Genomic DNA, 24,129 nt, shown 5'->3' with positions numbered 1-24,129 from the left:
TATTCTTTCCCCCTTATAATTCAAAATTAGATTTTTTTAGTTACAAATGGAATGGCAATCCCATTTGGATCTTCAGTCATTTGCTGGCTGAACGATATGTCTGCCAATTTTATTTCTGTTACAGCCACAGTAACAGAAAGTTCGACTTCATAGCTGATACGTTGCCGTGGGAAGAAGAAAAATAGAAAGCGTTCTGTGTATTTGTTTTCGACCGCCTTTAAAATATCCACATTGACTGGTTCGATTCGCAATAATACGTTTGATTGTTCCATTATTTTGTTTTGAATTTCTGCTAACGCTGATGCAAAAGCATGTTGCTTTGTTTCCCCTTTACCGGAGACAATAACTTTTTGCTGAATTGTCTTTTGAACGCTCATTTCATGTCCCTCTTTCTATTTTCCATGCTTTTTGATAAATTCTTCTGTCAGACGTTTCCCTAATTCCTCTTGATCCATAAAGCCGAAACCTAGAACAGTTTTGCCATCCTTGATAGCTGTGATCCCTTCTTCAATCGAACGCATACCATGTCGTTCTGGATAGCCATATTTTGTTGCTGCTGTTAATGCACCTGCACCACCACTACCACAAAAAGAGATACCCATATCTGCATGCTCTTGTTGCATCACATCGCCCAAACGCATATCTGCCCCCATTCCTGGTACGACAACTGCTTTGCCGCCAGCTGCTTCTACCCCTTTGGCCACATTTTGTCCTTTACCCATACGGTCTGCAATAACTACTGTAATCATGATTGTTTCCTCCTAAATGTTAATTATTTTTTGCTGTTTCAAAATGAATCGACAAAACATATATTTCATCATCGGTTAAATTACCGATACTTCTAACTATTTCATCAGAAATAGTTATGGCTTCTTTGGATACTTCTTTGAACAAATCCCGATCGACTACGGGAATCGTTTCCTTTCTTTGAGAACGTTTCAGCATCTCATTCAAGTGATTAATTAGAATGGTCCACTGCAACTCGGTTGGTACAATAGCATGTTCTACTAATCGCTCTTCAATTAGATCAATCACTTGTTTTAACTTTTCCCGATTTTGACTTTCCTCGATAATTTTTAAAGCCTCGTCTGACATTTTCACTAACTTGACGCTCCTTCTTTTATATATGAGAATAATGCACTGATTTCTGACTGATTGATTCCTAAATTATTTTCTGCAAAAACTGCTTCGATTTTTCCTACCAGTGTTCCTTTGTCTAAAATAATCTGATCTACTTGACGACCTTCTGCCATATATTGTTGATCAAATGTGATACGATGAACCATTAAGAATACATGAAGCAAAAAAGCTTCTCGATATTCTTGGATCAATTCTGCTTCCAAAATGACAAGTAAACGTTCATAAATCGTATAAGCTTTCAAAATCAATTCCTTGCTAAAGTCTTCTAAAGTATCTTTATTGATGGACGTTTCTCTAAAATTCAAGTTATGCCTTTCCTGCTGATTGGAAGAAGCTAGTATTTTTTTTATTATTTGTTGAATTTTTTTCAAGTCCTGTTCAGTGGGTAATGGATGGACTTTGATGAAAGGACGATCGATGCCATTGATTGGAAAAATACTAATCACCAAATCAGGATCTTTGGTAGCAATCATTTCTTGCGCATTCAATACTGAAGCAAATGCCACGATAGTGATATTATTTAATTCTTCATTGATCTTTTGCTTGATCAGACTAGTCACACCCAACCCTGTTGAACAAATGTAGACGGCTCTAACGCTTCGTAGATCTTCTTCTCTTTCGTAGGAAACCAAAAAGTGTAAGGCAATATATGCCACGAAAGAATCATTGATCAGAATATTTTGTCCACTTATTTCTTGTCGAACTGCTTGCTTGATCGCATCAAATAATTCCGGGTATTTCTGCTTGATATCTTCTTTAAAAGGATTATATTCATTGACAAATTTTTTCTTTCTCGATAATCGCATAGATAAATGAGCATACAGATTCGTCAACAATTGTGGATCTTGATAAAAAGAATGGTTGATTGCTTTACTTACTTTATAAATCACATTCTCAACTAGTTTCATAACGTCTTGCTGGTGAATCGTGTCGAATGTATCACTATAGATATAATGATATTCATCCTCGAACAGTGGCAACTGATAATAATCAAAGACCTGCTGCATGACGCGATAAGAAAGATCGTTTTTGTCTAATTCTTGTTCAGCAACCAATTGATAACGACCAATCGTAGCCTCTTTGCGTAAGCGAACGGTAGCAATTGTCACTCGAATCAGAATATTTAGTAATTCCGCGTAATTCAGTTTCTCTAGATTTTCAAATTCCAGTAAGTGCCGCATTCGAATGATTACTTGATTAAATACCTCTTGGATAGGTGTAGCAGTAGCAGAATACATTTCAAAGTATTCAGTCTCACCGCCGTTCAATAACAATGACATTAATTTATAAATGTCATAATCCGTGAACTCTTTTTGAAGAATCTCTTCAATCGTTAATCGAACTAGACGTTCTTCTCCTGTGATCCAAAAACCCTTTCGCGCCTGACGATTCAAGGTCAATCCTTCCTTAAGAAAATTATTTTCCAGCACATCTAAATCATTCATGATCGTATCTTTGCTGACATCTAATGCGTTGGCCATTTTCATTCCAGTAATAGCTTCTTTTGTTACTAAAAGCATAATTAGTAAACGTTTGATTCGGAGACTTTGATCTGCAAATATTTCAAAACGATTAACATCCATCAATTCGCTTTTTAATTTGATTCGATCAGAGCTACTAATATTCATCCAAATTCCCTGACTACGTTTGCTATATAGGACTTGCTTCCGTTCATTCAGCCACTCTCTTATATCATCTAGATCGTATTTTATCGTCCGAACACTAACATTTTCTTTTTCAGCCAACTTTTTGATTGTTACCGGTTCAGACATTTCCACCAAGTAAATCAAAAGCTGCCTTTCTCTTTTTGTTAGCTGTTGCATTATCATCTCTCCTTACATTGCTAATATAAGCGTTTTCTAAACTAACAACAATATGAAATATTTGCACTTAACTAAGTGCAACTTATAGCTTTTTAACTAAACTTACAGAGTTTATCTATTATAAAGACGACTACATGTACTGTTAAAATACGTTTTTTATTGCACTAAGTCGTAATATAAATAATCAAACGCTTTTTCAAATTTTTTAAATTAAAAAATTGAGAACAGCTTTCAATATCTTAAACCGTATATTCTCTAAAAATATCATGGCTTACACGTTCTATCCTAAATAAAGTTTGACTGGATCACCATACAAAAATTAAACTCCATGTAGAATAATACGCGGCTGACGAATTCCTACATGAAGCTTATCTATGACTATAAATATTTAAAAGTAATGAATAAAACTAATCAATGATACACGTTTATTGGTATTGATCATACTCAAATAAAAAATATTCAAACAGATGGATTCATACTTTCTATCCCGCTAAAATTTCATAAAGTATATATAGTTCCCATGTCGATATTTTGATTTTATAAAACTGTTCCAAGGTATAGAAAATCGTTTGTGTATTTTGATAAAACAATTTGTTGTTGATTTTCAGCTGGTTGATATCTTCTGGGACTGGATAGTCTTCTGCACCAAGTATCGTTCTTTCGACCATCAAAGCTAGATGCATCATTAAATTGAACTTCATTTTAGCATTCAACTGAAGACTGAATCTTTTCTCGCACTTTTCTACTACATCTTCTACTTGTCGGATAATCACATCAGGGTTTAAAAATTCGAGTTTTTCAGATAAACCTTCTTTTGAAAAGAAATGGATGAATTCGTTCGTTAATAATGGAACACTACTAGGATGAATTAGGTTTCTCAATTGTCTATTCAATTTATTCTCTGCATCTTCATCCAAAACATCAATTAGATTAATACTAGGAACCGGGGTTGTGTTATCCAGATAGGAAGTTGTCAAGATCAACGCCGTCTCTTTCAAATATCCTTCTTCCGAAGAAGCTCGTTCTAATGTGCTCACTAATTCTCCGTAGTTTAATACGATTAGTTTAATGTCAGGATTAAAGTATTTTTCACAGATCATTTTTATTTTCTTAGCAATATCACGACCAGATATACTAGAAATAATGACATTTTTTTCTACAGCAAAACCTTCAAAATACTGGATATTCGTTACAAAATCACTTTCTGCCGTTTTTGCAATCTCATAAAAAAGATTTCCATTGATTAGTTGCTGTCCAATCTCTAGTGCATAAGAGGTAGTTAAATTATTAATAACTAATAATTCTCCTAAAATTTGAGGCTTCAAGCTCTTATATAAATGAGTTAATGAGCCCATATCCACAAGCATGATCACTCCTTCAGATGTATCTCTTTCTGAAAGCCAATCATTCACTTTTGTGATAATATCTCTAGCAGAAGATGATAAAGGCATATTGATAGCATCAAAAACGTAATCTCCACACATTTTATTTGCCACAGCTTGAATACTACTAGCAGTCGCGTTTCCATGAGCTACTAGTAATGCTTGGTAACGGATGTCTTCTGAGACCTTGCCGATCAGCATTACACCTAAGAAGAAAGTAACAAAGGGGCGAATTTCTAGAGGAAGCTCTCTTGTGAGATTAGTAGTTAAAAGTATAGTTCTAGGATACTGTTTTGATAGTAGATGTATTTTTTCTTTTAAATTTTTTTCTGGTAGTTTTCCTTTTAAGATTTGTAGTAACCTGCAAACAATTTCAAGGGGTTCTAGCGTCATCGCTTCATTGTCAATGATTCTACGATTTTGTTTTTGGATGCTTGTTTTCATACTTAAAGACAAACTATCATTTGACAAAGCCACTACATTTTCTAAGTATTGACTATCAAATTTTTGTAATTTTTCTTTTAATTCAGCAAATTCATTTATATCTAATATAGGCATCAGTCTTTCTGCAAAAATCTGGTATTCCTCAATAGATGGACTAGATGTAGAGGGGTAAGTTATTTTAACTGTTGCTTTCTTATCTTGACCTATAAATAATGTTTGACTATGAGGCGTCAGCCTTAATGCATCAGCACAACTCATCCTTACCTGATTTGATAAGCTTCCAATATTACCTGAAAGTTCTTGTGTTGTTAAAGCAAAAAAATTATCGTTTGAAACAACTATATTCTTTTTTATTCGCTTTGCTTCTCGCTCAAACAAATATCTGACTAGCTCTATACGCTCAAATATTGGCCGTTCATGAAAAGTTGGTAATTCAACAATAACGGAAATACGTCGATAAAATGTCGGTAATAGTGCTTCTTCAGGCGTTTCAGTCGTTGCAAATAATAATCGAACATTCGAAGAAATCATTTCTGCTTCTTCGCCGATAGGCCGAAAATTCCCTGTATCCATAAATTGAAATAGTTTTTCCTGATTCTCGTGAGATAATCGATGTACTTCGTCTAAAAATAAAACACTATCATCAGCTTGCGCTAAAAGACCAACCTTTTCTTTTTCTGCTCCTGTAAAAGCACCTTTTGTGTGTCCGAATAGAATAGAAGATAATAACTCAGGATTATTAGCGTAATCTGCACAATTGAAGACAAAAAATTTTTTTGTTCCTTTACACTTATTTTCTTTAAGATATTTAAAAATTAAGTGTGCTAAAAAACTTTTTCCAACTCCACTTGCTCCGTGCAAAAGAAGTGGTAATCCTAATGGTGGATACAATACTGCTGCCTTACACGTCTCAATTGCTCGTTTAGCACTACCATTATTTCCAATATACTGAGCAAACGCATCTTTCACGCCTTTATTTTCTGATTCGGCAATTGACCAGTACACTGGTTTTGTTCCGCTTTTTTGTATTTCATTTTTATCTAATAATTCATTCAAATATAAACTTGTTGCTGAGCGGCTTAATGAGATAGAATCAGCAATCTCCTGTGTTGTCAAGGTAGTTGCTTCAGATAATAAATTCAGTAACTGCTCTCTCGTTTCTTGTCGCATACTCAAACCTCCCTCATAAAAAATACAGTATATGATAAGAAATGGAAATGCCATATTCTCCAAAAAGACTTACAGCAGATGGAATACTAAAAAATCAAAACTACTGCAGTCAGAGTGTATCAAATCATACTCTTAGCTACAGTAGTTTTTCCTATGGGACACGGCTCTACTTATTTCGAACGTAGTAATTGAGATAATATCAAGGTGGCTGCTTCATTGTCGGTTTTAGCTTGTAGAATCTCTGCTGCTTCATCATCAACAAAATGATTCAACCAGATCGGACACCAGCCGGCTAATCTAGATGGAATAACATCATTTTGATAACTATCCCCTAAATAATAAATTTTTGTTATCTTTTCTGGCAATTGTTTAGAAACTTTTCGAAAACAGCTTACACTTGGTTTTGCATCACCTAACTTTTCTGAAATAAATTGCCATCTCGGTTCGATAAAACGATCAAGTTCTAATTGATCTAGTTTACTTTGCTGTTGCTGAGCGAATCCATTTGTTATAATTCCGCATAGAATTCCACTTTTTTTCAAAACACTTAAAAGTAAAGACATTTCGACTGACAAAGTCTGTTTGCTTTGGCATAAATGATAGTAAGCATCTAATTCAGATAAATTGGTATTCTTCTTTGAATTTAATGTTTCCATCACTAGTAACCATCGTTCGTCTTTCTTTTTTTTATCTAATTTTCCTTCTTGATAAAACTTATAAATCTTTTCGCTATGACAGCGGAATTCATGATAAAGACGCTTTAAAAAAGGTTCTTCGAGGAAAGAATCAGGATAGTACTTTCGGATGGTACATTTGAAGGCACTATAATTGTCTAATAATGTATCATCAACATCGAAAAAAACAGCAGTGTTTTCTAGCATATCCCTAACAGTCCTAATATAATACCTAAAAACATAATACCAAACATTACTACATTTACGTTGACTTTTTTCCGTAATAACCAAAATGCAAATAACGTCACCGCTAATGGTACGATACCTATAAATAATTGATCAAGGTAATCTTGAATTTTCATCACTTCTTTGCTGCCTTCCACGCTCACCACTAAGATGGTCTTGAATTTGACATTCGATGCTGTCATTGATCCCATCATCATTAAGCCCAACATACTTGAAGCTTTTGTCAAAATTTTCATTCCACCTGATTCATACATTCGTTGAATAAAACTGGCACCCACAGAATAGCCGCTATACAGTGCGTAATAGTGAATGAGAAAAGCCGGAATATTATAAATCAATAAAAATATGATTGCACCTAGCGGAGAACCAGTTGCTGCTAAAGAAATACCGATACCCGCTGCGATTACCCGTAAAATTCCCCAGAAAAATGAATCTCCAATACCTGATATTGGTCCCATTAATGATGCTTTAACAGCAGTGATTGAACTGGCGTCAAAATGTTCATCTTCACTATTTTGCTTTTCCATTGAAGCAACTAATCCCATAATGAAATTATTAATATGCATCGTTGCATTGAACCAGGTTGTATGGCGAACAATTGCCTCTGCACGTTCTTCTTTTGTTTGATAAAAACGATTGATAACTGGCAGCAGCGTATAAATGACGCCTACTGCGTGGTATTGCGTTGCTCCAGTACGACTGGCATTCATCGTCCATGAACGCCAAAAGACAGAACGCATCATTTTCTTTTCTTCTTTTGTCAAGTTTTCTTGGAATCTCATGCGAAAAAGTCCTCCTCTTCTTCTGCTTTTGTCATTAGCCCTTTGTCATGCCTATTACCATTTTTACCAGCCTCTCTAATTTCAATATCCCGCTGAGCGCTGACAACACAGATAACAACCCCAATCACAGCAACAGCCACTGCCGGCAGTTGTAAGTAAGCGGTTAGAACAAACCCAAGGATATAAAAAACAGCTAACTTATTGTCCCATAAGAGCTTCATCAACATGGCAAATCCAACAGCAGGCAACAACCCTCCAGCTGCACTAAGACCATTCATTAGACTTTGAGGGATATGTTCAACAAAAGAATTTACCGGACCACTCCCAGCTAAAATTCCAATGAAAGAAATAGATGCAATGATTAAATAATAGATCACCCATGTACCAAAGTGTAGCGTAAGGATCATTTTTTGGTTATTTTCACGTGCAGCTTTATCTAAAGCTGGAGCAAAGATATTCATGAAAACATTTTTCAAAAACATAACGACAAATGCAGCTAACATACCAATTGGCACAGCGAGAGTCATTGCTGCTTTTTGTTCTACATTAGAAATGATGGCGAAAGTTGTAGCTAAAGTTGTGGCCGTTACTGGCTCTGCTGCTATCACTCCGCCAATATTTACATTTCCTAAAAATACGGCTTCCAAAGAGGCTCCCATCAAAATACCCGTTTTCATGTCCCCCATTAAAATACCTGTAACGAGACCTACTACTAATGGACGTTCCATCATACTTTGTCCAGTCAAATAGTTACCCGCAAAACAGATAAATACTGCTAAAGCTGCCATAGTTGCGTGCATTAACATATTTTATTCCTCCCTATTCTAATGCATCTTTTAAACTTAATTGCGGATTTGACGGCAACACCTGGTTGTAACTATTTACTCGATCTAATTTAGCTAATTCCTTTGCTGCAGCTAATTCATTAGGATTCAACTGCACACTAGGAAATATCATTTTTTTCGTTGATGGATCAGATTTGTCAAATCTACCTGCGTTAGCAACATTGACTGTTTCTATGTTTTCTACATTTTGAGCTATTTTATTTGCATCGGATACGCTATTTACAATGACAAAAATTCGTTTGTCGGCTCCTCTTGGATCATTGAATATATTGATAGCATCATCCACCGAACGAATCAATAGTTTCATTCCATTTGGTACAGCCATCTTCAATGTCATTTGCATGACCTCATTTTTTGCTGCTTCATCATTAGCAACCACTAATAATGGCGCATTTAATTCTTTCGTCCAAACTACAGCTACTTGACCATGGATTAGTCGATCGTCCACACGTATTTGAGTTATCATTCTTTTTTCCTCCTTATTTTGTATCAAATTACTATAATAGTTTCTTCTTACACTTTTGATTTAAAAAAATGTCTCTTCTGTAGGCAAATCTGTTGATACTAAACGAACCTGGCTTATCTCAATTGCTTCGTTTATACTTTGTTTTGTAAAGACTTCATTTTCCGGTGTTAGGACTAAAGATAATATAATTGCTAAATTACTATTAGAAATGACAAACAATTGATCTTTTTTTTGTTTTATCAGTTCTGCTACCACTGTTTGATTTACACTTCCGCCAAACAGATCGGTAAAGATAATTCCTTGTTCTCCTTCTTCGATAGAATCTATAAAGTTAGAAATGATGGGCGTATAGTCTTCATTTGTTAAATATGCATTAATGACTTCAAGTTCTGCTCCTTTATCAGCTAAAATCGCCATTGAATTTTGAAAGCCGCTTGCTAGTCGCCCATGTGTTGCAACTAAAAATTTTTTTTTCATATTTTTCACCTCACTTTATATTAAGCAAATACTATGCCAAAAAATAAAAGTATAAGAAAGTCCCATTCCTTGAGCTTTCTAATACTTTTCAAACTGTTTAAACAGTTTGATTTACTTCTAAACAGATGCTAATAGGTGATAGAAAGCTTGATAATAAATTTGTCTAAACCAGTACTTCGAACCTAATTAACTATACAGATGCGTTTTCGCTCATGTTAACTTTCATTCAATATATGAGAGAAAGCTCTATTTTCATAAAAATTTTGAGGTAAAACTACTAATAAACCAAAATGTAAAAAATCATTTTTATTATCCTGAAAGATGGATCTTTTGATTACAAAAAAGCCACTTTTCTAAGTGGCTCTTGAACAGAAGGTCATTATCATAATCATAGGAGAATGGTTTAGTGCTAGCAGAATAATGATAATGAGAAGAGTACTATCACAAATACTCCTGAGAATCGTTTTCAAAAGGAAGATAGTTGTCAACGGTCTGTGATAGTGACTTAATTATGTCACGATAATAGAAATAAAAATAGTTTGAAAATTTTACTGTTTTTAGAATTTTTTTAAATATTTAAATAAAAAATATTCTCTTAACGGTTGTTGAGACAGCTTTTCATAATGATTTCGTACTATCATTTTTCTTCTTTATTTACTTTATAAACGGTCTTTATTTATCTGCCTTAGTCACCTACTATGAAAGTAATCAGCTTTCACCTAATTTTTAAGGATGTACTTTAATCATTTCGCTTTTGGAGATTACTAAGGAAGGAGAAAAAGTGATTTTTCATTAAAAAACAACTCATTACAGGTTTAAACCAAGTTTCTCAGATGGATAATAAATTAAATTATCATTACATTCCATCATTTAAACTTTATACGTATGTTTATAAGATCATAAAACGTATATTAGAGAGATTGTTTTACTAAATAAGTTTATTCAATTAGAATAAAATAAAAAAGGAGGTTGACTTATGAGAATCATGAAGAAAGCAATTGCTATTATAATCCCCCCTGTTCTGAGTTATTTTGTCGCTTTTTTAGGTTTGTTTATTTCCATTTATTTAAAATCCGTTTTTTTTGAACAACTATTTCCAAATCTGCAAGGAAACCAATTAGTTAGCTTGATACTTGATGTTTTCTTTTTTTTAATGATTAGTTTCTTTTTTGTAGTATTAACTAAGTTAATATATAAAGATATCAGAATATTAGGTTTTTCTAAAAAAGATTTCTTAAAAAAGTTTATCTTAGGGTATTTAATTGGAGGTCTCTTAATTGCTTTTATTGTATTCGGCTATGTATTAATTGGCGGAGCTGATTTCCAAGAAGTTTTTGCGAAATCTTCTTGGTCTACATTACTAATAAGCATGGTGTTTTATCTAGCTCAAGGATCACAAGAAGAAGTAATTAGCCGAGGATTTGTATTAGGTGGGATCGTGGAAAAAACTAATCTTTTATGGGGAGTGGTAGTAAGTAGTTTATTTTTTATGTTAATGCATCTGAGCAATGCAGGAGGATTTACGCTAGAGTTGATAGACTATTTTTTAATTGGTATGGTATGGGCTTTACTAAGAGTTCTATTTTCTAATACTTGGGTTGCAGCAGCTTCTCACGGTGCCTATAATTTTTTTATGTCGGACTTTTTTGGTTTAGCAAACTCTCCAAAAGATAGCGAAGGTATACTTTTCCAAACTATCTATCATAGCTCAATTGATTATATGAGCATAATCGTTTCTTTATTTGTTTTAATCATACTAGTTATATTGATATGGCGCAAAAGAGATATCTTTAATAAGCCATTACAATTGGAGTGAAATATTTTCTCAAAAAGCAATCTATGAAATTAAGGTTACGTATCAATTTGATAACGATAGGAAATGTTGATCGAAAAATCCAAGAAGTATTATATTGCAAAAATTCTCCCTCTCAATAGTTAAACTAACTTTTGAGAGGGAGAATTGTATAGATTACTTTTTGACAATATAAAAAAGAATAGTGATTTTTCTCTAACTATGAAATCCAAGGTTACGGATCACTGACCTTTTCAGTAACAATGTAAGTAAGATAAAGATTTATACTATTTTAAAACGTAAATGTAATCCATAATTAATTTCCCTTTATTTGTTTCTCCCATAACTGTTTTGCTACAGGGATATTGCCTAATTCCGTCATGTTAGAAGGTAATATAATGGTATTTGTTTGACTAGAAACTACCTCTTTAAATGCTTCTATTCCTAAATAAGATAAGGATACCTCATCGAGTTGACTATTTTTGATCGCTTCATTTAAGATTATTATTCTTTTTTTCTCTGCTTCAGTAATTTTTTCAATACGATCAGCTTCTGCCTCTGCGTCAATACGAATGCGCTTTGCTCTTGCTTCTGCGTCAATTTGGGTTTGTTGTGCCCTTGCTTGTGCATCAATGGTCATTTTAGATGCATTAGCTTCAGCATTAAGTACCGCAGATGATTTCTCACCTTCTGCACGAGTAATCATTGATTCTTTGTCTCTTGAAGCTGTTATCAATTTGTTCATTGATTCAACAATTTCTTTAGATACCTTTATCTCCCCAATATTGATTCGATCGATTGCCAAACCATAGCCAGAAGTAATATCTTTAATTGAAGCAAACAAAGAGGCATTAATTTCTTCAGTACCATTCAATACTTCATTTAGCTCCATTTTCCCGATAATTCCACGCAAATTCGATTGCGCATCTTGGATCATTGATACTACGGAATTTTCATTATCATAAACAAATGCTCGAACATCTGTAACATGATATTTGATAGCTTCGTCGATCTCAACCATTACATTATCTTTTGTAATAGCACTTTGAGGTTCTATTTCTAAAGGAATCTGTTTTAGCGATACTCTTTCGCGCACAGTATATAATATTGGAATAAGGAAATGTAATCCTGGCTCCAACGTTTTTACATACTTACCAAAACTTTCTACTACTTTTACTTCCCCTTGACGTACAACAACTGCAGTACTAGTCAATAACCAGATAAGAAAAGCTACAACAAATACTCCAACGATTATTTTCACAACCAACATTCTATATACCCTCTTCCGTTTACAAATAAACTATTATTCACTCTTGTAAGAAGCACACCGGAATGAACATCTATGATTTCTAGCATAGCATCCTTTTCAGGGACTCCTTCTATTACACGGTATTCTGTATAAGTACCATAAACACGAATAATACCTAAAAATTGATCAGTAGGTGAACGAAAGTACTTTCCTATGACCTTATTTTCTAAATAATCTGCCATATTCTCCTCCTTTCCTCTTATTATATATTAAATATTAAAAAAAAATCCCAAAAAATTTAATATGGTCAGGATTAGAATTAAAAAAGTTAGAAAATTAGAAAGAATTGTTTAACAGAGATGGTAATAGAATAATACTGCAAAGCATTTATACATTGATGATAGCATGAAGATTTCCATACATATTCAATGCATGGACTTCTTAAACGCTATATACCCGTTTTCCTCAGTAACTATTCAAAAGTAAAAAAAACAATAGATACACCTAATAGAAATTCTTTTTAATTTCCCATTTTTTCTCTCTATTTTTTCCTCATCCAACCCTCCCTTATTTTAATTTGGCGCATCTTCAAAATTCCATTTTAATATACCACTATAGTTTCCTGTGTTATCCGAAGGCTGTAGTTTCAAATGCAGTTTATCAGATAGATCGACTTTTGCATTCCCACTATCTTGCCAAATAACTTGTTCCGTAGAATTTAGATGAACTTCTTTCCCCTCATACGTCGTAAAAGATAATCGGTCATTAAGTTTATCACCTTGGCTATTCATTAATGGGGTTTCTTCAGACAGTTTGATGGTCCACAAGCTCTTATCTAATTTGCTATTGTCTTCTACTTTAAAAATATTTCCTTCTTCTAGCGAAGAAACAGTATTCATGGATGGTATTTCTTTCACCCCGAAATTAATGTCTTCAGGAAGTGTGAGTTGGGGACTTGGTTCTGTTTGAATCGTTCTTACTTCCTCTTGAGAAACACGTCCTTCTTCATCTTTTAAATAAAATGAGACTTGTTGACCCAACCATTTTTCTGGTGCTTTAAAATGAAAAGTACGATTCTTTACTGTTTCAGCCGCTTCAGAATATTTTTCCAAAGTTATTTCTTCTTTCCCACATTTAGCCATCAAATAAATCTTCTCGTTAGCTTCATGTGAAAAATTAAACGTAATTTCTCTATCTTTGGTGAAGCGAGATACATATAAGGGATCTTCTTTATCTAGTAATTCAAATTGTATTGGCTCGCCTTTCTTATATCTATGAACAATCGTCTGTTCATCTGGTAAATAAATTCCTGTATCTTTGGAACTGTTTTTTATAGGATAATATCCTTTTATTTCAGGATAATCTTTTGAAACATCATACGGAGTGGTGACGATTCCCTCTTTAACTAAAGGTGATTGTAAGATATTATCTTTCTCATCTAGAAAAGGAATGATTATTTTACCTTTGTAATTTACAGAACTTTTCCCTGATTGTTCTCCTAGTGGTTGATCATTGAGCAATGTCTTTATGTCGAATGATAATGGTAACTTTTCATCTTTAATCAGACCGATGTCTACAGGATAATCCATTCCCTTCCAGTTTAGTTTAATATCATATAGCAGTACCGTGTCATATAAACGTTTGTCATTTAAATTGTTTATCACTAAAGCGACATTACCGTTTGGTTCATTGCTTATTTTAAACAAGTCTGTTAAATCATCACCATTGAGATTAGTTACTTTTGCTTCCTTAAAAGAATATTGATGGGTCGAATAAATTTTTTGTAAATTAAAACATAACTCCATTGATTTATTTTTTTCCCATTTTTCTATATTAGGAATCGTTTGCTGTGCGCTTAAATAAATGTCCTGATTTGCTTTCTCAAATGAAGAATCTACTCCGTAAGCTACAGGAAACTCTGGTTCAGCTAAAAAATCTGTTCTGTACTTTATCGAAGAAGTAGTTGAATCATTATTATGGATGACAAATTTTACGTTAGAAATTGGTTTTGTTGTTAGTTCCAAATCTTGCCTTGGATCAACTCCCCAAGCTCCTCCTCCTGTTGTGTTTTTAAAATATACCCAATAGTCATCTGGTCCTCCATCCCAAACATCATATAAGATATTCGTAGGATTATTAGCATACAGCCCTTTGATCAAAGTTCCAGGAGATAAAAAACCGATATATTTATTTTGATTTAAGCCACTATAATTAAACGAAGTTTCCAATGTTAGAGGCTGATTATCCTCATCTAAAAAGTCATAAGTTACAATCATTTCTCCATAAATATAAATTCTTAAAAAATCATCTTTGGTTAAATAAATAGAGCCCCCATTTAAGTTTCCTTTATTTCGTTCCAAAGTTATTAGTAAATTTACTTTTTTCCCTTTATAAAATCCTACATTTTTTACTAATGCTTTACTTTTATTAGTGTTACGGTTGACTTCTATAAAGCTTGTATTAGCTATCCCTTCTATTGGCTCTATTGAAAGATTATCGTTGTAATGCATTATAAAAGTGTTGTCTGCAGGTGTTTTTGCCTGATTTGCCCAATGGAAATATCCTAAATCTGTTAAAGGTCGCGGCGCTGCTTCTACTCCTTGAGATGTGAAAAACAAGAAGCCACTAAAAAATAGCAATAATAATATAATCTGCTTATTTTTTTTCATCTTGTTCACCTGCTAATAAAAATTTTTTTAGATAGTATAGTAGTATTAGGAGGCTTATACCAGTTATATTCATAAACCAGTTTTGTTTATCATTTGTTTTAGGTAACAATTGGTTATATTCTCTTGGCGCAATCTGATCTAGCTTATCAGGTACAACTATTTTTTTCATAGGTACTACCTTATTAGTAGACTGGTAAAAAGTAATTCCTACCCTACTAGTTGTTTGATCATCAGCTGATGCAGACACTGGGATTGCTGCCCCAATCAGCAATCCCAGACAAATAATTGTTAAAATTTTTTTCATTTTTGTCTCCTTTCCACATCTTTTATACAATCATTTTTATAGAAAGTTATCCAAATCATCTATTACATATATGAATTATTCACACATTTTTTAAGATCGTTTCCCCACTTCACAATCTTAAAAAATGATTCGAATACTTTTATGGATTTTTTCGTCGTAACTTAGTAATATACCCAATTAAACTGATGATAATGATCAAACAAAGAACTAAAAGAATATAGAATAAAGAATGATCGTTATTTTCTTTATTTACTTCCACTGCCTCTTTGTTGAGCGTTTCGTCCTCTCCTTTGATTACGAATTCTTTATAGAGTGTCCATTTTTTATCTGAATCATCTTTTAACTGAATACTTAATTCATAGGTTCCTTTTTTCAGTGGCTCATTATTCAAATTAAAAGGAATCTGAAATTGTGTGCGTGGTGCAAAAGACACTTTTTGGTTGAATTCATGTAACGCTTCTTTTTCCCCTTTTTTCTTGATAACTGCATGTAGATCCATTTTGCTTTTAAGTACCGGCTCCGAATTTTCTAAATTGGCAAAAAGAGTCAAATAGCCATTCTCTAACCCGGGTTTAACCTTCGTTAAAGCAAATCCTGGTTCCACTTTTTTATCTGAACAAACTAGCTTTACACCGATTGTATATGCAAACTTATTCTTTAGACTAAAACCTTCATTTTTTTCTTCTTTTCCTTTTGTATCTTCATAGCAATAAAATCCTCCTAAAATGGTTCCTTCAAAACCTTTCTCTGGGATTTTCAATTGAAAGGTCACATCACGTTCCTCAGAAGGCTTCAATGTGATCGTCTGTGATTTAGAAATTAAATCCTGGAATACAGGTTTTCCCAATAACTTAGCCTCATGGTTAGAATAATCGATTGCTCCATTTTTATTGGTACAAGCATTATTGGCTTCTACCACTACTTTTATTTGTTTGGCAGTAGTGTTTTTCAATTTTAGTGATAAATCTTGTGTGGCGCCAGGTGTCACCTTTAGATCATAATAACTTGCTTCTGACTGCTGATTATCTGGTAAAATAGCTTGTGCATCAAAAGATACCTTGTTTGAATCTGCGAATATGTTTGTAGACAAATAGAATAAAGCAAAGAATACTATACCAACAAAAAAGAGGGGAAAGCTTCTCCCCCACCCTTTTCGGACATTATGCTGGAGCATCAGACAACACCCAAGTCAAATCAGCTGTATAGCTTTGTGCTTCTACTCCAGCTCGTGGTACATGAAGCTTCACGTTTTCATTATGCCCATCTTTTCCTTCAAAAACTGCAGCAAAAGCTCCGGCTCCCTGTCCTTCTTTAGCAAGCATCACATCTTGATAAGCTTCATTTAAATCAAATGTTTGATTGGCTAATTTAGGAGCTTCAGAAGTATTGTCTTTAGTTACTACTTGACCATTTGTCAAAGACATCTTCGCTCCAGTTAACTCTTTCCCATTTTCTCCAATAAATGGAGAAATGGTAACTCCCAATGTCCAGCCTTTTGCTCCTCCACGAGTATCGTTTACTTGTACATGCGGTTTTTTATTCAATGCATAGTAATCCGTATCTCCCTGTTGGATTTCTTGTTGGCCAAATGTGATATTAGATGCAAAGGGAATCGATAAAGAACCAACGTCTCCTGTACTTGGATCATCATCGTGCGTGTCATCTGGCACAACTGGTGTGACATCTGTTCCAGATCCTTCCGTCAAAGTAACGTCTGTCTTATTAGTTGTCCCTGATATCATATCTGCAGAAACCATACTTCCCGAAGCAGTTACTGCTAACAAACCTAACGCAGCAGTTGTGATCATTGTTTTCTTCATTTTATAATTCCTCCTAAATAATAATAGATCTAATTTGATCCAAAATAATTTTGACACGTCCAGTACTTTTTATCTAGTTCAACTATTTTCCCAAATAAAGAAAAAATTAGAAAGCAAACTAGATGATCCATTCAAATAAGCTAGCTGTTCTTCATAAGAAAGCTAGCTTTTTTCTTTTTTTAATTGATAAATCGTTTTCTCAAACAAACGCCAGTTTCTTTCGGTAGGTATATTTTTCATTAACAGTAACGGCGTTTTTCCAGTGTCGATGTAGTAATTAGAAATGACCAAATCTACTTCAGATATATTTGTCCTGTAATCATAAAAAGCAAAAACATAAGAATGCCCAAAATACAAATTAATTTTATTCATTAACCATAACCGATGCGTATGGTGTAAATCATCTTGTATTAAAATCTTAATCGGTTTAGTATTTGTTAAAAACAAATCATAATAATCTAGCACATAATAATAATTCAAAAATAATTGTGCCCAGTTTTCTAATTTCTTCGATACGTCCAAATCCGCATTTGCTTGTAATTCTTTTTTGAGTTTTTCCATTATGTGATAAGTTCGAGGTTCTTCTTCTTTCATTTCTTCGATATACGAGCGATTAAAAAAAAGATCTGGATTACCATAAAATAGATAACTTCTTTCGTGAAACGCAATAAAATTGAATATGAGTTCTGGATCCTTTATATCTAAAGAAAAACGGAACATGCTTTGTAAAACTTTCTCCAAATTCTCAACTGCTCGATAAGAACAAGTATTTTGTCGCTGATGTGCATATGCATGACTATTTTCATATATTGCATTTCCATCAATTACTCCAAAAGAATAAATTATTCGATAAAGGAAACACAGTTCATCGCTGTTAAAAGAAAGATTGATTTGTTTTGACCACTTCTTCAAAAGATTAAAATGCGGATCATCTGAGATAACTGATTTATATTCATTATCTACTCGTACTTTTCTAAATGAACTTCTTTCTATGTTAATGGCTAACCAAAAAGAAAATACACGTTTTTGAAAAATAGTTAACGTAATATCATAAATCCCCTCAAAAGCAACTATATACTTCTCTATTTCCTTTTGTTCGATATGAAATGGCCACTTATCACTACTTTCACGTGTAGAATTCCAATAGAAATAATAAAAAAAGCTACGAATGTTTGCCTCTGATGCATTCAATTCTAACTGAAATGGATGAAATGCTATATGATATCGCCTAAAATAGGGAATTAAGAGCTTCGCATATCTGAAAACAGTAGATATACTAGTAAATTGCTCTTTAGCAAAATCTTTTAGAACACTTCTGGGATATCTATACATAAAATCAATCAAATGATAATTATAGGAAGCTTTATAAAAATGAAGATAAATATTATAAATAGGAAAATCTTTCTCTTTTTTTATGAAAAAGCGTTTATTATCTTCATTTTTCAGAAGGATATTCCCATTATATTGCTTAAATAAATCCTCTAGTTCTTCTATATAATGTAAGACTGACTTCTCCGTAACATTAAGTAAATTTCTAAGTTCTTCCATTGCACACCAATTGTCTTTTTCTAACAAATAATCTAATAAAACTACTTTTTTGAAAGATGTTTTAGTTAAAAAAGTTTGCATCATTTCACCTCAATAAGTTACTTTTGTTTATTTTAATCAAAGAATAAACTTCTCTCGCTCGACTATAACTGATCGAACAAAAGAAGCCTTTTAATAAATATAATCTCACTTACCTACATAGGCTAGTTATTTGCTTCTAGCTTATGATAAGTATATAAACGGATATCGATTTCATAATTGTTTTATCTTAAAATGTCCATTATAGCTGTAATTGTTTTCATTTTTACATGAAGAATTATTATAATCTAGTTTAATTTTTTTTCTGAAATATAGAATAAAAATAAAAACATCTTTTTATTTTGAGTTATTAATGGAGATGTAAATGATTAACAATATGTAATTTAATTTTTTATTCCTGCATTAAGATAATTTGATTGGTAAATAAAACAAACATAAATTCGTTATTTTAATTCCTATTTATTGTGAAAATATCCAATTTTTGTCACATAGATATTTGTATAAACATTTTATGAATGCGCTTGTATTTAATTTAGAAAGTGTTACTATCTATTTAGGCAAATTCTTGCTAATATTTTGTTTTTTCATTTACCATCTGTAGAAATCAGTTAATGATTTCTATCTTCTCCTTCCAACTTTTTTGATGATGCATCATGAATTAACAGTGCATTATCCATCTTTTCCATGTTAAAAGAACTAAGAGTCAAGACATCATCTTGATTCTTAGTTCTTTTATTCCTTCTAGAAAATAATTGTTAGCAATATAGTTTATATTTTAAATACTAAATCAGTAGCTTCTAGTTGCTTTCCTGCTTAATAGTCCATATTACTCAACGTAAAAAATAATTGATTGTGGACATTGCTCATCCACTTTATATCCACAACTTTCTTTATAATAGGTATGATAATCACTCTCTATCATATTAATTAACTCTTTTCCCCCGCAAAATTCTTCAATGTCTAAATTAATAAATTCCTCTAAAAGGGAAAGCTTAGAGTCAATCGAAAGCATTTTAGGTAATATAGTCCAAAAATCATTATCATCATTTTTACGTAGTGTATAATATGTTTGCTTTTCTAGATTTAATACATAATTATATGCATCATAATCTCCCTTTTTTTCAAAAAAATTTTTCATATTTAAAAATCTACTCACAAATTTTTTCTTGAAACTATTCATTTTCTCACCTCTATTTATTCTTTTACTTGTCCATCGCATAACTTTTGAATAGAGTAACTAAATTCAAAAGCTATTATAGTATAAAAATACACTTTTTGTTGTTCAAATTTTTCATCTAATTTGTGCAGAAATTTTGAACTCTATATTTTTTAATATTTAATGCTTAAGCAATCATTAAAAAAAGACTGTACGATAATTAAAATAACAAAAAAGGCTGTGACACGACTTTTGTCACAGTCCTTTCTAGCATTATATTACTATTATATTTATTCACTGCATCTTCTTAAGTAACACTGTGTGAGCTACTTTCCCCTTAGCTAAACCCACTGTTTCTTACTACTTGAAGTGAATCTCCCTGAGAATAAAACATACTTGATCGTTTGTTTCTTTACTAACAGCCTTCTTTACTTGGTTCCTACGGTCCTTAATTTTATCTAAGCTGATTGCTGCTTGTAACCATAAAACTTCGATCAGAACATAATTCCTAGTATTGTCGTCTCGCTCATGTTCTGTATAACAAAGAGGATATTTCCATTTTCTAACATCGAACGATTTCTTTTAAAGAAGCTCTCAGTTAACGACCTCGCCCATCTCTTTTTTACCACGAATATTAAAAAGCTCCTCCTCTTAAACACCGTTTATCATATGAAGTATTTTTTATTTAAATTGATTCACCTATTAGGAAAAAGTAAAGTTAAAACACGTGATCACTACCTTATTGGATCACTGAAGCAATATACTTTGCATAAGCTGTACGTCCGCTTTCATTCAAATGGGTTTCATCATCATAAAAAAATTCAGGATGGTTTTTGCTCTCACTATACCAATCGATCATCGTTATATTAGGATACTGATTTGGCAATTTAGCTAATGTGGCATTTATCGTCTCTTGCCAGCCAGTCGGAGCTTTTATATTTACCCAGTACACTTTTTTATCTTTGAGCAAAGACATGGTTTGTTCTATAGCATCATCTGTTAACACACCATTGGTTCCTAACCCGATCACTATTTGTTGGTAAGAAACTAAATCTTTATGCTCCTTTAAGATTTCTGGTAACGCAGTGATTTGTCTTGACTCTTTTGCGTCTACCAATGCTTCTTTTGGAAAAGTCTCTTTCAGTTCCTGATACGCCCCCAGCATAACAGAATCTCCGATAAATAATATTTTTTTCTCTTGTGACAACTGATTTTCTCCTGCACTTGCTTTACTAGAATTTTCTTTTAATAAACTTTGCAACTGATTTTGGTCAGCAGTCAACCGATTGGCTGGAGCACGTAATACCAGTACAGAAACTCCGATCATCATTAGTGCCATAGCTGTCCAAGTTTTGGGTGATCTCATCTTCTGCACTCCTTTTCTAAAGAAAGTAATTATGAGTAATGTACACAAAAACACAGTGAATAAACTTGCGATATCCAAATATTTCAAATGATAATGTTTGAATAGATTTGTCAGAGCAATCAATACTGGAAAATGCACCAAATAAAGCTCATAACTGATTTTTCCTACAAAAGAAAGTTTTGTACTAGCGATTTTGGTTTTTTTTGCAATATTTACATCATCGACACTGGCTAACAATAAAGCAAAACAAATACTAATCAGTAGTTCATTTAGTGTATAAGGAAAAATCGGCAACAGGATCAAACAAAGACTAGCTAGTAGTAAAAGCCAGATTTTACTAAAACTGTTTTGTTCAAAGAAACGGGCAATAGTTATTCGATTAAAATACCCCCAAACTCCTAATAAAAATGGAAAAAGTTTAGCCACCGTATGATAATATGCCTTAGCTGAAGGTAAAAATAAACTAAAAAGAATAGAAACAAAAATCAATGTATAGATTAAGTAAAACACTTGTTTTCTTCTCATACGTTTCATGACAATAAACAAAAATGGCCAAATCAAATAAAATTGTAGCTCAACGGAAAGCGACCAATAATGTTTAAATAAAGAAGCATTAAAGTAAGAGTCGAAATAAGATACGCCTTGATTCAGCTGCCACCAATTGTTATAGCCAAAAATCAAACTAGGTAGCTCACTACGAATATTTCCTATCAATCGAATGTTGCTGATCCCCAGTATGAAAATGGATACGACCAAAGAAAACAGTAAAAATGGATAAATACGTTTGATACGCTTATAGTAAAAATGTAGAAAACTGAATTGTCTGTTTTTTTCATCTCTTATCGTATTTTTAGCCATTAAAAAACCAGAAACCACAAAAAAGATCGTTACTCCTTGCAATCCGCCTGGTAGCTTACTATTTGGCAAATGATAAAATATCACTGCTAAAACAGCTATGCCTCTAAAACAATCGATTTCCTTTGAATATATTTTTTTCATGTATCATCAACTTCCTTCTCTTCATGGCATTTTTTAATCAAACATATTCTTCCGTATCTATTTTTTCATTTTTCTATTCGTTTACCTTGTTTTGTAAATTAACAGTTAAAAGCATCTAAAATGTATCTTTTCCCTATCAATACTCGTTGAACACAAAAAACATGAACATAAAATATCCGATTAATTATTTGTGCGACAAAAAAAGGTGGTGACAAAGATATGTCACCACCTCAGACTGTAGACAAAGAAAAAAATTTCTTTGCTCTACAGTTTTTTTGTTTATTCTCACTTACCTAGCACCACGTATAACATACTATAGCAATCATCATCCCACTTCTTTGTCTTTTGAAATACTACGTTATTTCTTTTTATTAACGAAAAATAATAGCACTAAACAGACCAAAATAGTTATGACTCTCAACGCGGGAGTAAACAGCAAGGCTATCATTAAATTAGCAAGTTCATTGACGATTGAGGAATTTGATTCGTATAATACAAATAAAGGTTCTGCAAATAACTTCACATGTCTATAAACAAATTATATAAATAAATATACAGTTAATCCTAAACCAATTATGGTGATATTTTTTCTCTCCTATAATAATTTTTTCAGTTATTCATTTCCTTTTTTATAAAAAATGTAGATTGTTTTAAAGTAATATATGCTGTAGTTTCAAGAAAATTTACAGGAAATTTGATAACTGATATTATTTACTTTTTGACCACCATATACATAACTTTTATTTTTGTTTCTTTTTTAGAATCCAATGTGATTAAATAAAAATTTTTACAATAATATGCACATATAAATAATAAGATGATATAATCAACAAGAAAAATGTGAATTTTTTCACTATATTTTATCACATGAAAATTCATTAAGAAAGTAGGCGTCGAAGTATCATGCACACACCAGAAGAAATTATGGAAATCAGTATTCATCTTGGATCAAAAAAAATACAGAAACCTATCTTAGCTAAACTGATTTTAGGGTTTATCGGAGGAGCCATGATTTCTCTAGGTTATTTGGCATACGTACGGGTCTCTGCTTCTATCCCAGAATCTATGGCTAGCTTGACTAGTTTAGTTGGTGCCTCGGTTTTCCCTATCGGTCTGCTGGTCATCCTTCTTGGCGGTGGTGAATTGATCACCGGAAATATGATGGCTGTGGCGATTGCCTTTATGGATAAAAAAGTCACCTTCTCACAGCTAGTTAAGAATTGGTCAGTGATTACTTTTGCAAATATTATTGGTGCAATTTTCGTTGCCTATTTCTTTGGTCACTTTGTTGGTTTAACTCATTCAGGTGTCTATCTCGACCAAGTGATTCATATTGCTGATCATAAAATCGCTGTTTCTTGGTGGCAAGCATTAGGGTCTGGAATAGGTTGTAATTGGTTTGTTGGTTTAGCATTATGGTTATCATATGGGGCAAAAGATGCGGCCGGCAAAGTATTAACGATTTGGTTTCCAGTCATGATTTTTGTGGCAATCGGTTTCCAACATAGTGTGGCCAACTGTTTTGTGATACCTGCTGCCATATTTGAAGGTCAAGCGACTTGGTTAGAATTTCTCTCGAATTTTATCCCCGTTTATATTGGAAATATCATCGGCGGAGCTATTTTTGTTTCAGGTTTTTATTACGTTAGTTACAAGCATCATTGAAATCCACATAAGATGTTATCCGAATGATTAAGAAGCTTATCCATTTTTATTATTAGAATCTTCTCTAAGCTAA

21 protein-coding genes are annotated in these 24,129 nt (G+C 32.8%); 2 read left to right on the top strand and 19 right to left on the bottom strand.

Going from position 1 to position 24,129, the window contains the following annotated elements:
* Positions 1-26: 26 nt before the first annotated feature.
* From HMPREF2988_RS11420 to HMPREF2988_RS11375, 10 genes are all read right to left on the bottom strand, one after another.
* Positions 27-377 (bottom strand): DUF4312 family protein, encoded by a 351-nt coding sequence (locus tag HMPREF2988_RS11420; RefSeq protein ID WP_002288312.1) that lies wholly within the window; start codon positions 375-377, stop codon positions 27-29.
* A 15-nt stretch (positions 378-392) separates the two neighbouring features.
* A complete protein-coding gene (locus HMPREF2988_RS11415) occupies positions 393-749 on the bottom strand; it encodes a glycine-rich SFCGS family protein (protein ID WP_002291791.1) in 357 nt (118 codons plus the stop codon).
* A 19-nt stretch (positions 750-768) separates the two neighbouring features.
* Positions 769-1,101 (bottom strand): PRD domain-containing protein, encoded by a 333-nt coding sequence (locus HMPREF2988_RS11410; protein WP_002291790.1) that lies wholly within the window; start codon positions 1,099-1,101, stop codon positions 769-771.
* Positions 1,101-2,963: a BglG family transcription antiterminator gene (locus HMPREF2988_RS11405; protein ID WP_070770683.1), complete on the bottom strand. Its 1,863-nt coding sequence runs from the start codon at positions 2,961-2,963 to the stop codon at positions 1,101-1,103. The genes HMPREF2988_RS11410 and HMPREF2988_RS11405 overlap by 1 nt, the downstream gene beginning before the upstream one ends.
* Before the next feature lie 482 nt (positions 2,964-3,445).
* Entirely contained in the window at positions 3,446-5,959 is a 2,514-nt protein-coding gene (locus HMPREF2988_RS11400) for a sigma 54-interacting transcriptional regulator (protein WP_024634729.1), read from the bottom strand.
* Between the two features lie 170 nt (positions 5,960-6,129).
* The gene (locus tag HMPREF2988_RS11395) at positions 6,130-6,840 is read right to left on the bottom strand and encodes an HAD family hydrolase (protein ID WP_070770682.1); all 711 of its coding nucleotides are present in this window, start codon (positions 6,838-6,840) and stop codon (positions 6,130-6,132) included.
* Positions 6,834-7,661, bottom strand: a complete 828-nt coding sequence (locus HMPREF2988_RS11390) for a PTS system mannose/fructose/sorbose family transporter subunit IID (protein WP_070770681.1) — start codon at positions 7,659-7,661, stop codon at positions 6,834-6,836. The genes HMPREF2988_RS11395 and HMPREF2988_RS11390 overlap by 7 nt, the downstream gene beginning before the upstream one ends.
* Positions 7,658-8,467, bottom strand: coding sequence for a PTS mannose/fructose/sorbose/N-acetylgalactosamine transporter subunit IIC (locus HMPREF2988_RS11385; protein WP_002335572.1), 810 nt, complete (start codon positions 8,465-8,467; stop codon positions 7,658-7,660). The genes HMPREF2988_RS11390 and HMPREF2988_RS11385 overlap by 4 nt, the downstream gene beginning before the upstream one ends.
* A 13-nt stretch (positions 8,468-8,480) precedes the next feature.
* Positions 8,481-8,972 (bottom strand): PTS sugar transporter subunit IIB, encoded by a 492-nt coding sequence (locus tag HMPREF2988_RS11380; protein ID WP_002306991.1) that lies wholly within the window; start codon positions 8,970-8,972, stop codon positions 8,481-8,483.
* A 60-nt stretch (positions 8,973-9,032) separates the two neighbouring features.
* Positions 9,033-9,449 carry a PTS sugar transporter subunit IIA domain-containing protein gene (locus tag HMPREF2988_RS11375; protein ID WP_070770680.1) on the bottom strand — a complete coding sequence of 139 codons (417 nt, stop codon included), beginning with the start codon at positions 9,447-9,449 and terminating at the stop codon, positions 9,033-9,035.
* 976 nt (positions 9,450-10,425) lie between these two features.
* On the opposite strand from HMPREF2988_RS11375, the gene HMPREF2988_RS11370 reads away from it, so the two are divergent.
* The gene (locus HMPREF2988_RS11370; protein ID WP_180363535.1) at positions 10,426-11,265 is read left to right on the top strand and encodes a CPBP family intramembrane glutamic endopeptidase; all 840 of its coding nucleotides are present in this window, start codon (positions 10,426-10,428) and stop codon (positions 11,263-11,265) included.
* Positions 11,266-11,557: 292 nt separating this feature from the next.
* On the opposite strand, the gene HMPREF2988_RS11365 is transcribed toward HMPREF2988_RS11370, so the two are convergent.
* The 9 genes from HMPREF2988_RS11365 to HMPREF2988_RS11325 form a co-directional block, all read right to left on the bottom strand.
* Positions 11,558-12,511 (bottom strand): SPFH domain-containing protein, encoded by a 954-nt coding sequence (locus tag HMPREF2988_RS11365; RefSeq protein WP_002320350.1) that lies wholly within the window; start codon positions 12,509-12,511, stop codon positions 11,558-11,560.
* A complete protein-coding gene (locus tag HMPREF2988_RS11360; protein ID WP_070770679.1) occupies positions 12,499-12,732 on the bottom strand; it encodes a hypothetical protein in 234 nt (77 codons plus the stop codon). The genes HMPREF2988_RS11365 and HMPREF2988_RS11360 overlap by 13 nt, the downstream gene beginning before the upstream one ends.
* 330 nt (positions 12,733-13,062) lie before the next feature.
* Positions 13,063-15,159: a MucBP domain-containing protein gene (locus tag HMPREF2988_RS11355; RefSeq protein ID WP_070770678.1), complete on the bottom strand. Its 2,097-nt coding sequence runs from the start codon at positions 15,157-15,159 to the stop codon at positions 13,063-13,065.
* Positions 15,146-15,463, bottom strand: a complete 318-nt coding sequence (locus tag HMPREF2988_RS11350) for an LPXTG cell wall anchor domain-containing protein (protein WP_070770677.1) — start codon at positions 15,461-15,463, stop codon at positions 15,146-15,148. Before HMPREF2988_RS11350 ends, HMPREF2988_RS11355 begins: the two co-directional genes overlap by 14 nt.
* A gap of 139 nt (positions 15,464-15,602) precedes the next feature.
* Positions 15,603-16,637, bottom strand: a complete 1,035-nt coding sequence (locus HMPREF2988_RS11345; protein ID WP_070770676.1) for a WxLIP family cell surface protein — start codon at positions 16,635-16,637, stop codon at positions 15,603-15,605.
* Entirely contained in the window at positions 16,624-17,283 is a 660-nt protein-coding gene (locus HMPREF2988_RS11340; protein WP_070770675.1) for a WxL domain-containing protein, read from the bottom strand. Before HMPREF2988_RS11340 ends, HMPREF2988_RS11345 begins: the two co-directional genes overlap by 14 nt.
* Positions 17,284-17,445: 162 nt before the next feature.
* Positions 17,446-18,912 (bottom strand): AcpB/EbpR/MafR family transcriptional regulator, encoded by a 1,467-nt coding sequence (locus HMPREF2988_RS11335; RefSeq protein ID WP_070770674.1) that lies wholly within the window; start codon positions 18,910-18,912, stop codon positions 17,446-17,448.
* Between the two features lie 784 nt (positions 18,913-19,696).
* On the bottom strand, positions 19,697-20,050 hold the full coding sequence (locus HMPREF2988_RS11330) for a DUF7006 family protein (RefSeq protein WP_070770673.1): 354 nt from the start codon (positions 20,048-20,050) through the stop codon (positions 19,697-19,699).
* 715 nt (positions 20,051-20,765) lie between these two features.
* Entirely contained in the window at positions 20,766-22,391 is a 1,626-nt protein-coding gene (locus tag HMPREF2988_RS11325) for an acyltransferase family protein (protein ID WP_070770672.1), read from the bottom strand.
* 903 nt (positions 22,392-23,294) lie between these two features.
* Here HMPREF2988_RS11325 and HMPREF2988_RS11320 point away from each other — a divergent pair.
* The gene (locus HMPREF2988_RS11320; RefSeq protein WP_070770671.1) at positions 23,295-24,056 is read left to right on the top strand and encodes a formate/nitrite transporter family protein; all 762 of its coding nucleotides are present in this window, start codon (positions 23,295-23,297) and stop codon (positions 24,054-24,056) included.
* The last annotated feature ends 73 nt before the right edge of the window (positions 24,057-24,129 follow it).

Source organism: Enterococcus sp. HMSC061C05 (assembly GCF_001814765.1).
Lineage (GTDB): Bacteria > Bacillota > Bacilli > Lactobacillales > Enterococcaceae > Enterococcus_B > Enterococcus_B lactis.
The sequence above is the reverse complement of the archived record's forward strand: the minus strand, read 5'-3'. Positions and strand labels throughout refer to the sequence as shown.